This is a genomic window from Methyloprofundus sp., from assembly GCF_965251085.1.
Taxonomy (GTDB): Bacteria; Pseudomonadota; Gammaproteobacteria; order Methylococcales; family Methylomonadaceae; genus Methyloprofundus.
Window position 1 is genome coordinate 1 of record NZ_OZ252594.1, and the last position, 11859, is coordinate 11859.

The following is an 11859-nucleotide window of genomic DNA, read 5'->3' on the forward strand; positions in this document are numbered from 1 at the left end:
AAAATTGTCGACCACCTGATCAAATCAGCCCGCTCGAGTATTGTTAATGTAGACAATGGTGAGCAATTAATCCGCGGAATATTTTCAGAAGTCGGTAACGGTGGCAGCCATAAGGCGGTTATTCGCACCTATCTCGCCAAGCCCGAAATTCGCGATAGCATCATGAGCACCGATGAGTTCAGTGAACAATGGCGTTCAAGTTCGGGTGAAATAGCGGGTATTGAAAGCCTTATTTTTGAATCAGACTCGGGCGGTCCCGGCTCTGGTTCTGCCATTACTATTGAATTAACCCATCGTGATATTAGCGTGTTAGAGCAAGCCAGCCTACAACTGGCTACTGCATTACGCGCCTATCCAATGGCCAAGGATATCGCCAACAGCATGAGTCTAGGCAAGCAGCAACTTGACTTTACATTACTTGCAGATGGCGAAAGCCTTGGGTTAACGCCACTGTCTGTGGCCCGGCAAGTGCGTAATGCGTTTTATGGTGCGGAAATTTTACGCCAGCAACGCGGCCGGAATGAAATAAAAGTCATGCTGCGCTTACCCGAAGATGAGCGGGTATCCATGCAAGATATGTATAACTTTCTGGTCTGGACCGACAAAGGTGTCGCAATTCCCTTAAATGAAATTGTTCAGGTAAAGCAAGGTCATGCCTTTACAGAAATCAAGCGACGTAATGGCCGGCGCAATGTACAGATTACCGCCAATGTCACACCCAGAAGCCAGTCAGTAGAAATTGTCAACGATTTAAAGGACCAGGCCCTACCCGCATTAGTCGAACAGTATCCTGGATTACAATTTAGCTTTCAGGGTCGCCAGGCTGATATGGCAGACAGCATCGGCAGTCTAAAATTAAGCTTTATATTTGCCGTGCTCGGCATTTATACCATGCTGGCAATTCCATTTAAAAGCTATATCTTGCCGCTGATAGTCATCGTCAGTATTCCCTTTGGCATTATCGGTGCCATTTTCGGGCATATCATCATGGGCTTTAATCTCAGTATATTAAGTATGCTGGGGATTGTGGCACTATCAGGTATCGTCGTAAATGATTCCCTGGTGCTAATAAGTCAGGCAGTACACCTGGAAAAGGAAACCGATCTTGCACCCAAGGAAATTATTCGAGCTGCAAGCATTCAACGCTTCCGACCTATTATTTTAACCACCTTAACCACCTTTTTTGGCTTAGCGCCGATTATTCTGGAAACTTCACGCCAGGCGCGTATGTTAATTCCTATGGCTGTATCCATAGGTTTTGGAATAGTATTTGCAACCTTGATTACCCTGGTGTTGATTCCTTCTTTGTACTTAGTGATCGATGATTGCAAAAATTTCTGCAAATCAAAATTTTCTTAAACTCGACTCATTCACAAATCACGCTATAAATCAAACAACAGGCTTTACGCTGTGACCAATTCCTAGCATAATGCATAGCAATTTATTGAATATTTTTAACAAGGAAACAACACATGAGTGACTCAAGACACTGCCGCCTATTAATTCTTGGCTCCGGCCCAGCTGGATATACTGCCGCCGTCTATGCCGCAAGAGCCAATCTGAACCCAGTAATGGTCACTGGTCTGCAACAGGGCGGACAATTAACCACCACAACCGATGTAGATAACTGGCCTGGTGATGACCAAGGTGTGCAAGGCCCTGAGTTGATGGAAAGAATGCGCAAACACGCTGAGCGCTTTGATACAGAAATTATTTTTGACCATATCCACACTGCTGAATTAAACCAACGCCCTTTTAAATTAACGGGCGATGCAGGTAGTTATACTTGTGATGCCTTAATTATTGCAACTGGCGCATCCGCTATGTACCTGGGTCTGGATTCAGAAGAAGCCTATGCAGGGAAAGGTGTTTCAGCCTGTGCCACTTGTGATGGATTTTTCTACAGAAACAAGCCTGTTGCAGTGATAGGTGGCGGAAATACCGCAGTTGAAGAAGCGTTATATTTAGCCAATATCGCCTCAAAAGTCACCGTCATCCATCGCCGTGATAAATTCCGTTCAGAGAAAATCCTATCTGACAAACTGATAGAAAAAGCAGCAAATGGCAATATAGAAATCGAATGGAATCACACATTAGAAGAAATTCTAGGCGATGATATGGGCGTAACCGGTATGCGCATCAAAAGCACACTGGACGACACCACTAAAGATGTTGACGTACACGGTGTTTTTATTGCTATCGGCCACCAACCCAATACCGAAATATTCAAAGGCCAATTAGATATGGATGATCATGGCTATATCCGCGTAACCAGCGGCATAGCGGGAAATGCCACGGCCACTAGCATACCGGGTGTATTTGCTGCCGGAGATGTAATGGATTCCGTGTACAAACAAGCGGTCACTTCTGCTGGTGCGGGCTGTATGTCTGCATTAGATGTAGAAAAATATCTGGATGACCTGGAGGGTTAACGTAGCGTCGAATCCTGATTACGGATGTGTTTGGGGTAACCATAATTCGCACGACCACGGTTGCGGTTTTCTGGCGGCCGATTTTTGCCGATAGCTGCGTTGCTGAAACGGTTGCATAACTAGCTATGCGCCTGTTTCAGCGCCCCCGCATCAAGTACGGGGCAGGCTTTGCTCTCGACCAAAATTAACTCGCTATAAAATCCGCAACCGTCACCGCGCAAAGTATGTTTTTCACTACCCCAAGCTAAGAAACGTGCACGAAATAAAATCTACCACAAGTATTGGAAGCGGGATCTTTAGTCCCGCCATTTCAATACGGGACTAAAGAGACTGTTAAAGTATACATCCCCCCTGCCTTCTTTTACTCTACAAGTATGTACTCTCAGCTTATAGAAATTAAGAGTCTATAATTGATCTTTATCGTGCAAAAAATTAAGCTAGCTAAATAATCATTTGACCCATATATCTAAAATATGGCTTAATTCAACATTAATGGATAATGTTTATCAGGAATTTGATTTATGTCTAAACCTTTTCGTTCTATTATTGGTCTAATATTACTTATAACGACGCTTAGTCTTGCCACTTGCCAGTCCTTGTATAAAGTGACTCCTTTTGGCAAGGATACGACTTACACGCAAAAATAGAACTCATCCGCCACTTAATCAATCGGCTGCCATGAATAATACTGAGCAACTAAGAAAACCCAAGCCCTATCAGAAAAAAAACACCAAGGGTTTGCTACATAATAGCCGTGGTTTGTTACTTTATATACTACCGCTCCCGCTAATTCCTGCTGCTATATTGTCCTTTGTTTATGGCGATTTGTTACGCATAATCACCAATGTGAGTGGCTGTATAGCCTATTTACTAGCTGCTAGCCTGTTACGCAGGGGTATGCTGGCGCAAAAAGAGTATCAGGATAAAAAAATCACCAATGCTCCTAAATGGCCACTGAAAACTCTTGCTGCAATAATTGTTGCGCTGACAACAGCAGGAATCGCCTTTATAGGCGCAGGAAATTCCTTTTTCGTTGCTTTAGCTTTTGGCCTAGGCGCATTGGTCGGCATGTCTTTATTATATGGTTTTGATCCTCGCAAGGAAAAAATGATAGCAGGCTTTCATGGTTATACTGCTGAGGAAATCTCTGCTACCATTGATGATGCTGAATCCCAAATTTCCGGTATTGAACGTGCGAATAAAGAAATAAATAACCGCTCGTTTAATAAACGCATACACACCATTTGCCAACACGCCCGCGAAATTTTAAGCATGCTTGAAGAAGATCCGGGCGATATCAGAAGAGCAAGGAAATTTCTCAATACCTATCTTGATGGCGCATTAAAAGTTACTCAAGGTTATGCAGATATGCAAAGCAAACACGCTACGGAACAACTAACAGATAATTTCGAAAATGTGCTGTACACCATTGAGTCTGTTTTTGTAGAACAGAAACAAAAATTACTCGCAGATGATGTGCTGGATCTTGATGTACAAATTGAAGTTTTAACAGCGCAGCTTAAACATGAAGGCGTGATTTAAATACTTCGTGCGTTCACGGATACGGTTGTATAGTGAGCTGATTTTTGTCGATAGCAAAGCCTGCCCCATGCTTGATACGGGGCGCTGAAACTGGCGCATAGCTGGCTACGTAACGGTTTCAATAACGTAGCTATCGGCAAAAACTCAGCCGCTAGAAATCCGCATCCGTGACCGCGCGAAGTATATACCCTCAAACGATAACAGGAAAGTAATTATGAGTGAACAAAAAACAACCATGGAAAATGAAGAGCTTGTTATTCCTGGTAGTGCTGTCTTTAACGAAGTAATACCAGGCGTAGGTAAAGATATTCTGACGTATCAGCAGGCTGACACAAATGATAAAGCGCTTATTGAGAGTAAGGTCGCTGAAATTGATATCAATGATAGCAAATCCATTATTTACTTTGGTAGCAAAGCCCAGGAAGAATTAACCACTATTTCTGACAAGATGCTAGAAGGCGTTAGAAATAAAGATATGGGCTCTGCCGGTGGCGATTTAAATGAGATGGTCTCTACTTTACGCGGCTTTGATGTTGATGCTTTAGACCCCAACAAAAAACCGGGGTTCTTTGCCAGAATTTTAGGTAAAACCAAGCCCGTGGCCAAATTTTTGCAAAAATACGAAGAGGTACGCAAGCAGATAGATACGATTACCGATAAGCTGGACACACATAAAACAACGCTATTAACTGACATTACCCTGCTGGATAGATTGTATGAAGCCAATCTGGAATATTTTCATAATCTTGGCCTTTATATCTCGGCGGGTGACGAAAAATTAAAACAACTTGATGAGCATGTGATCCCGGCAAAAGTACTGGCTGTAGAAAGCTCGAAAGCCATTATCGAAGCTCAGGAACTTCGAGACTTACGTGCTTCTAGAGATGACTTGGAACGCCGTGTACATGACCTACGTTTAACCCGTCAAGTCGCGATGCAGAGCTTGCCGGGCATTCGTCTGGTTCAGGATAATGACAAAGGACTGGTTAATAAAATCAATTCAACCATCGTCAACACCATTCCACTCTGGCGTCAGCAGTTAGCGACAGCCGTTGCTATATATCGTTCATCCGACGCTGCAGGAACCTTACAAGCAGCAACTGACTTGACCAATGACTTACTGGAAGCGAATGCGCAAAACCTTAAGCAGGCGAATGCCGAAACGCGTAAGGAATTAGAACGCGGTGTGTTTGACATTGAGTCGGTAAAAAAAGCGAATAAGACACTGATTGCTACCATCAACGAGAGTTTACAAATAGCCGATGAAGGTAAAAAAATGCGCGCAGATGCAGTAATACAACTACAACAGTGCGAATCAGAATTACGCAATACATTATCTTCCGCTGCCAGTAGAGCAGTTAACACAGACACAAATCAATCCGCTTAAACAACACGACCGGAGAAAACAATGGGACTATTTGATAAGCTGTTTGGCGAATTTGTTGATGTTATTGAATGGCTCGAGAAATCCGGCGATACCATGGTCTATCGCTTTGAGCGTTATGGCAATGAGATAAAATATGGCGCAAAATTAACGGTGCGTGAATCGCAGGTTGCTATTTTAGTTAACGAAGGCAGAGCAGCAGATTTTTTTGAGCCGGGGCTATATGAACTAAAAACCAGCAATATGCCGATTATGACCACGCTGGAAAGCTGGCCGCATGGTTTTGAAAGTCCGTTTAAAGCTGAAGTTTACTTCTTCAACATGCACCGCTTTGTTGATTTGAAGTGGGGTACTAAAAACCCCATTATGTTACGTGACAAGGAATTTGGTGCCGTCAGGCTTCGTGCTTTTGGTAGCTATTGCGTCAGAATTAATGATCCCTTAACCTTTATCAAGGAAATTACCGGGACCAAAGGACATTTCTCCACGGCAGATATTAGCGACCAATTACGTAACCTGATCCTTTCTCGTTTTGCCAGTATTCTTGGCGAATCCAACATTCCGGTGCTCGATCTTGCGGGTAACTACGATGATTTAAGTGAGTATTTAACCACACGTATCTCACCCGAGTTTATGGAATACGGGCTGGAAATCACTAAACTATTAGTGGAAAACATTTCCTTACCCCCAGCCGTGGAAGAAGCACTGGATAAACGAACCAGCATGGGTGTGATAGGCAATTTAAAAGATTACAGTGAGTTTCAGGCAGCTGAAGCCATGAAAGCTGCTGCGGAAAATCCTTCAGGCGGCGCTTCAGAGGGTATTGGTATGGGAATGGGTTTTGCGATGGCGAATAAAATGGGCCAAACCTTTGCAACGCCTCAAGCAGCAACTGCTACGCCTCCCCCTATTCCAGCGCATGCCCAATTTTTTGTTGCCATTAATGGCCAGCAATCCGGCCCTTTCGACCTTGCGACACTGGAAAGTAAAATTACAGCCGCCGCCATTAACAGAAGAACTTTAGTCTGGAATCAAAGCCTGGTGGAATGGACGAAAGCCGGAGAGGTCCCTGAGCTTGCACACTTATTTCGCTTGGCTCCCCCACCGCTTCCTGACAACAAAGGCAATTAATTATTAAGCAGAATTCGGCTTTCTATTGCCTAGTTTTTTCTATTTTTGAAGGGCAGAAAAAAAGAATAATTGTTATACACAAAACCGGAGAAGAACCTTATTTTGGGTTTTAAAACATTTGTAATCTTGCATTTAGGTGTATAACCATGACCAAGTTTCAATTGAAAGAAAAATATGATAAAAAAACGAAAGAGATTAGGTGATAAGCACTATGCAACCAAGTAAATTATCAAATATTCAACAAGAAATTTTGAAATTATATTCCACAGAATTAAGTGAAATAGATATTTACGAATTAAAATCACAATTAGCCCATTACTATGCTCGTAAAGCCATTTTCCAAGCAGATAAAATTTGGGAAGAAAAGGGATATACAGCTAAAGATATGGATAGCTGGTTAAATGAGTAAACGAAAAATTATTTTGGATACTAATGTGTTGCTGGTATCTATATCTTCAAAGTCTCCCTATCATTGTATTTTTGAAAAATTAATTAATGGTACATATGATCTAGGTGTTACAACAGAAATTTTGATGGAATATGAAGAAGTTATTGAGCGTAAATTTAATTCAGAAGTAGCAAAAGATGTCATTAGAACACTGTTAACATTACCTAATGTCGAAAAAATTAACGTATATTACAATTGGAACCTTATTGAAGCCGATAGTGATGATAATAAATTTGTAGATTGTGCTGTGAGTGCAAATGCTACTGGAATTGTCACTCAAGACAAGCATTTTAATGTTTTACGAGATATTGAATACCCTATTGTAAATTTAATTTCTATCGCTGATTTCAAATCAAGTTTGTGCTGAAGCTTTATAGGTTTTAAGCAAAATAAAAAAATCTGATTAGAGCCAATCTATTTAAATTTGAGAATGGAAAGCAAGCTTCAGGCTCAACTACACTCACTACTGTGAAATTGAAAAACAAAGCATCTCGGAAAAATAAACCTGCGACAACTTTACAGTTTTCATAACTTATAAATCAACTATATGGCGATAGAGCCGCCAATAGTTATTTCATGGTTAATTTCTTATGCAAGCTGGTCTGCCAGATAAACCTTTCTAAACTAGTGTTTCTCCACTTTTAACCTAGCTCTTTAGAGCATTAACGTGAAAGCGAATAAAAAAACCCAAGCAAATTTTACACATAATCAGTTTCCCTGCTCCCAATGTGGCGCAATGCTTAAATATCAGCCGGGGACTACGCATCAGACTTGTGAATACTGTGGACAAGAAAATGCTATTGTTGATAAACAAGAGGCTATACAAGAATACGATTTTCATAACGCCCTGGAAACGCTTGCAAAAACACAATCGACACCCGTCAGCAAACAGGCTCATTGTGATGCCTGTGGCGCAAATTTTAAATTTGCGGCTAATCTTAATGCCGGTCAATGTCCGTTTTGTGGCACGGATATCGTTGTCAGTACGCAACAAAACAAACTTATTTCACCCAAATCCTTATTGCCCTTTGTCATCAATCAAAGTGAAGCCAATGATAAATTTCATCTCTGGTTACAACGTTTGTGGTTTGCGCCCAATAAAATTAAAAAATATGCGCGCAAAAACAACAAGCTCATCGGCATATACATTCCTTACTGGACTTATGATAGTGATACAGAGACCACGTATACAGGGGCCAGAGGGGATACTTATTATGTGAATCAGCGGGTCAGTTATGTACAAAATGGACGTCAGGTATCCACCGTTAAACGCGTGCCTAAAATCCGCTGGACCCATGTTCGAGGGCGTGTTTCACGATTCTTTGATGACGTTCTGATAGGCGCAAGTCGGTCTTTGCCACGCCAAATTATTGACCATTTACATCCCTGGGATCTGCAAAACCTGGTACCTTACGAAGAAAAATATATTAGTGGATTTCAAAGTGAAGTATATCAAGTTGAACTGGATGAAGGGTTTGATCATGCCAGACAGGTAATGGACGGCATTATTCATCAGGATATCGCTTACGATATAGGCGGTGATCACCAGCGTATACATAAGATGAATACCCGGTATAACCATATTACCTATAAACATTGCCTGTTACCCATCTGGTCAGCGGCATTCTTATATCGCAATAAAACCTATCGATTTGTTGTCAATGGCCGCACAGGACAAGTCCAGGGCGAACGCCCATACAGTTACTGGAAGATTGCTATTGCGGTTATTACCGGGTTAATTGTTATTGGCGGGGGAATCACTTACCTGCAACAGTCAGGCGCTTTAGAGCATATTGAATATGGTAATTATTACGCTTATTAATACCCGCCATTAGAACCACTCTGCCTTCTAGAAAGTTATTGCACATCAGTACAACATGATCGCCCCACTCCCTTGAGTCATGGCGTAGTACAATCGCGTCCGGATGATATATTTGCGTCCACGATGCAAACGAAAGATAATTTTAGCATTATAATCCAGCCCGCTATCATCATCTCCATCAAGGTATTCCTGGCTACCCTCTCGAACTTCGAATAAAACCATCACGGTATCCATCTCACCAAAAGTCTGTATCGTGTAATCCCGACTGTTCGCTGGGTTAATTTCAAAATTGATTTGTTCACCCGCAGCAATATCAAATCGATGTGATTCATACGCGCGTAACTCAGGTAACCTTTTAGGAATCGGTGGGTATAAACGCGTCACCGTCTGCATATCATGTGTCGAAAGACCGCTAGCCGGGACCAAAGAGCGGGTCTGATACTCTACTGGATGCTTGATCAGACCCGCCTGAAACTGGTAATGCATAATCGAATCTTTATCCCAAACCGATCCATCAACAGTGTTTGCCGGGATCTTGCGGATAATATTCCAGCGCGTTTGCTCCCTTGGCCAATTATTAGGCGGGCCACCAAGAGCTTCATAGACTTTTTCCTCATCCCAGACTATCCCGGCCTTGGGGTTCTGATGCTCGTGAGGAAAGCCCAAAGCATGCCCTATCTCATGTAGTGCTGTATCACGGCCATAGGGAGTCGTAAGATCCCAGCCGAAATTAACTGTCCGTGTTGCCGGGTCTTTAGCGAACTTAATACTATCCCTGCCAACATATGACCAGGAACCGTCTGACGGGTCAAAACCTATCCTGAGAATTGCATCAGCAGCATCCTCGACTTCCTGAAAGCTAAGGCCAATACCCAAATCTTTCCAGACTGCAAAAGCATCACGTACTGCCTGCTCCTGTTCATTTCCTCCGCGCCAGTGTGCAGGCCCTTTAAAGAAAAAATATGTTAAATTAGTCCCATTCGTCCACATCTTATCCATACTTGCTATAAGACGCAGCCTATGTCCATCGGTAATATGGCTCAGATCCCTATCCTGTACTTCGGGAAGTGAACAACAAAGGGTAATATCCTCTGTTGTTGCAGCGTATTCTTGACTGGTTTTCTTTTTAGCAGTCATTGGTTTCACCTCATTTATTTGTCGGGTTGGTCAAAATAAGAGAATCTATAAAAATATTTTAGCTAAAAAAGTAGTAACTACTCAGACAAGCTGAGTAGTTACAGCAAAATAAACACTGTAGGATGGGCAAAGGGCTTCATCCGTGCCCATCAACGAAAACATGATGGGCACGTCGTACCTCCTTTGCCCATCCTACAAAAACGCTTGTTCCATCAGGGTGTTTTTTATCAAATGCCTGATTTTCTGGTACCTGGCTGGAAATATACAATCTAATTTTTATTCGTATTCAAAGCCTGCCCCGTGCTTGATACGGGGACGTAGGAACAAGCGCATAGCCAGCTACGTAACAGTTTCTACAACGCAGAAGACGGATAAAAAGACTAGCCAGTTTTAAGTTATTTCGTGCGCGTTCCTAAGCAACAATGGCTGCTGCCTGCACCGCTAAAACGACTAAAATTTTAACCGCATTTGCCGCCCTACCCACCATTTCAGCGATACCTTCTAGCTCTTTAATGTTTTTTCTAATATTATCATTTATCACTTCAAGCTCTGTTGATGCTTGAGTAAGAGCATCAACCTTGTTGGTGATTTCTTCAAGAATTAGCATATCTTCTATTTCATCAAGTTTGATATATAATTTTTCCAGCTCTTTGCGCTTCTTGCTACTAATCGATACGTCAAAACGTGCACTGCCTGCTGACTTTTTTGCCTGCCTAACTATTTGAATGACTTTTAAACGTTCTGTATTTGCCATATTCGCATCCTCATCGTTTTTTTACCTACTGATATTCTGACTTTCAATAGTATTCCTGAACCGTTGCGCTGACTTAATCTCACCATAGAGCATAATAATCTCTTCTATCTTTCCTTCTAAGGTCTGACTTTCCTGCAGTTTATCGTAAAGTTTAGTATGTGCAGCCTGAAAAGTACGCATTGCCTGCCGGGTTCGTTTTGCTAATGGCTTTATTGATTTTGCTTTTAATAACAATTCATTAAAAATTTCTACATCCCGAATAGATTTATTTCCCAGTCCACTGGTTAGCAGGCCTTGATATTCATCCACTAACCCTGTTTCTACTAATTCGCCAAACCCAGGAAATTGCTGTCCATCGTCATCAACGACACAAACCCCATTTTCATCCACTGCACCACAAATATACAAATCCATTAAGTCTGTTACTGATGCAGCCATTTTATGCATAATCGGTTCAGCACCAATGACTGCCTCCTTGAGTGCCTCTGCCTGTTTATAGCGAATAAAAACGCCACCTCCAGCGCGAACAATCTCAGCAACAGCCGCACCAAAACCCTCGAGATCTTCTCCCGAAACTTCATTGTATTGACTCACACCGCCATCTATTTCCGTTGCCAGAATTTCGGTCTCTTCTTCAAGCCTCTGAGTAAAGTCACTTGAACTTAACTTGGTTAGTAATTTCACATACCCATCAATCACGTTTAAAGCTGAATCAGCCCTTGCAGAAGTATGCAGGGAATTTAAAAACACATCGACATCTTTACTCATCTTTGCCGCAGCAGAGCCCGGATCACTTATACTTGCGGAAGCATATACATTTTCAGCAAACATTGACTGTATATGTAAGTCAATCACTGCACTAGGAAGCTCGCTATAGTTTTCAGCTGCCAAGGCAAAATCCCCAACCGCATTAACCTGGCTTGGGGTAAGCACTGCACAGCCTTGTATCGTTAATATTAAAACCAGTAAAGCCGTGCCATTAAAAGGATTGTTAAATTGTAATCCGCTCACTAAGCCTCTCCGTTTCAACAAATCATTAACTTCATTAAGTATGAGTATTCATTCAATATTTAAACGAAAATATCAACAAGTTCATCACGTTCAGTTCTAACAATACATAAGTGAACTAAAGGTAACCATGCGCCTACATTTAATCTTTGCAATTTACCAGAGCACTACAAGTGCCTTATTGTTCTGACACCTTACGAA

At 42.0% G+C, this 11859-nt stretch carries 11 protein-coding genes; 8 read left to right on the forward strand and 3 right to left on the reverse strand.

The annotated features are described in order from the left end of the window. The 8 genes from ACQY3F_RS00005 to ACQY3F_RS00040 form a co-directional block, all read left to right on the forward strand. Positions 1-1359 (forward strand): efflux RND transporter permease subunit (locus ACQY3F_RS00005; protein ID WP_428352909.1); only part of this gene is annotated, 1359 nt, incomplete at its 5' end. A 113-nt stretch (positions 1360-1472) separates the two neighbouring features. Further along, the gene (trxB, locus tag ACQY3F_RS00010) at positions 1473-2432 is read left to right on the forward strand and encodes a thioredoxin-disulfide reductase (protein ID WP_428352910.1); all 960 of its coding nucleotides are present in this window, start codon (positions 1473-1475) and stop codon (positions 2430-2432) included. Positions 2433-3110: 678 nt separating this feature from the next. Then, positions 3111-3974 carry a 5-bromo-4-chloroindolyl phosphate hydrolysis family protein gene (locus ACQY3F_RS00015; protein WP_428352911.1) on the forward strand — a complete coding sequence of 288 codons (864 nt, stop codon included), beginning with the start codon at positions 3111-3113 and terminating at the stop codon, positions 3972-3974. Between the two features lie 214 nt (positions 3975-4188). Next, positions 4189-5361 (forward strand): toxic anion resistance protein, encoded by a 1173-nt coding sequence (locus tag ACQY3F_RS00020; RefSeq protein WP_428352912.1) that lies wholly within the window; start codon positions 4189-4191, stop codon positions 5359-5361. Between the two features lie 21 nt (positions 5362-5382). Further along, complete coding sequence (locus ACQY3F_RS00025) at positions 5383-6489, forward strand: SPFH domain-containing protein (protein WP_428352913.1); 1107 nt, start codon at positions 5383-5385, stop codon at positions 6487-6489. Between the two features lie 211 nt (positions 6490-6700). Continuing rightward, entirely contained in the window at positions 6701-6898 is a 198-nt protein-coding gene (locus ACQY3F_RS00030; protein ID WP_428352914.1) for a hypothetical protein, read from the forward strand. Next, positions 6891-7304 carry a putative toxin-antitoxin system toxin component, PIN family gene (locus ACQY3F_RS00035; RefSeq protein WP_428352915.1) on the forward strand — a complete coding sequence of 138 codons (414 nt, stop codon included), beginning with the start codon at positions 6891-6893 and terminating at the stop codon, positions 7302-7304. The genes ACQY3F_RS00030 and ACQY3F_RS00035 overlap by 8 nt, the downstream gene beginning before the upstream one ends. A 369-nt stretch (positions 7305-7673) precedes the next feature. Further along, complete coding sequence (locus ACQY3F_RS00040; RefSeq protein ID WP_428352916.1) at positions 7674-8759, forward strand: primosomal protein N' (replication factor Y) - superfamily II helicase; 1086 nt, start codon at positions 7674-7676, stop codon at positions 8757-8759. 45 nt (positions 8760-8804) lie between these two features. On the opposite strand, the gene ACQY3F_RS00045 is transcribed toward ACQY3F_RS00040, so the two are convergent. The 3 genes from ACQY3F_RS00045 to ACQY3F_RS00055 all read right to left on the reverse strand — a co-directional run bounded on the left by ACQY3F_RS00045 (position 8805) and on the right by ACQY3F_RS00055 (position 11661). Beyond that, on the reverse strand, positions 8805-9896 hold the full coding sequence (locus ACQY3F_RS00045) for a M12 family metallopeptidase (RefSeq protein ID WP_428352917.1): 1092 nt from the start codon (positions 9894-9896) through the stop codon (positions 8805-8807). 412 nt (positions 9897-10308) lie between these two features. After that, positions 10309-10650: a hypothetical protein gene (locus ACQY3F_RS00050; protein WP_428352918.1), complete on the reverse strand. Its 342-nt coding sequence runs from the start codon at positions 10648-10650 to the stop codon at positions 10309-10311. Positions 10651-10671: 21 nt separating this feature from the next. Continuing rightward, the gene (locus tag ACQY3F_RS00055; protein WP_428352919.1) at positions 10672-11661 is read right to left on the reverse strand and encodes a hypothetical protein; all 990 of its coding nucleotides are present in this window, start codon (positions 11659-11661) and stop codon (positions 10672-10674) included. Positions 11662-11859 lie beyond the last annotated feature (198 nt).

Bases quoted from the DNA above. Each gene is read 5' to 3' on its own strand.
- trxB (WP_428352910.1), top strand. From the start codon at position 1,473: ATGAGTGACTCAAGACACTGCCGCCTATTAATTCTTGGCTCCGGCCCA.
- ACQY3F_RS00015 (WP_428352911.1), top strand. From the start codon at position 3,111: ATGAATAATACTGAGCAACTAAGAAAACCCAAGCCCTATCAGAAAAAA.
- ACQY3F_RS00020 (WP_428352912.1), top strand. From the start codon at position 4,189: ATGAGTGAACAAAAAACAACCATGGAAAATGAAGAGCTTGTTATTCCT.
- ACQY3F_RS00025 (WP_428352913.1), top strand. From the start codon at position 5,383: ATGGGACTATTTGATAAGCTGTTTGGCGAATTTGTTGATGTTATTGAA.
- ACQY3F_RS00030 (WP_428352914.1), top strand. From the start codon at position 6,701: ATGCAACCAAGTAAATTATCAAATATTCAACAAGAAATTTTGAAATTA.
- ACQY3F_RS00035 (WP_428352915.1), top strand. From the start codon at position 6,891: ATGAGTAAACGAAAAATTATTTTGGATACTAATGTGTTGCTGGTATCT.
- ACQY3F_RS00040 (WP_428352916.1), top strand. From the start codon at position 7,674: ATGCTTAAATATCAGCCGGGGACTACGCATCAGACTTGTGAATACTGT.
- ACQY3F_RS00045 (WP_428352917.1), bottom strand. From the start codon at position 9,896: ATGACTGCTAAAAAGAAAACCAGTCAAGAATACGCTGCAACAACAGAG.
- ACQY3F_RS00050 (WP_428352918.1), bottom strand. From the start codon at position 10,650: ATGGCAAATACAGAACGTTTAAAAGTCATTCAAATAGTTAGGCAGGCA.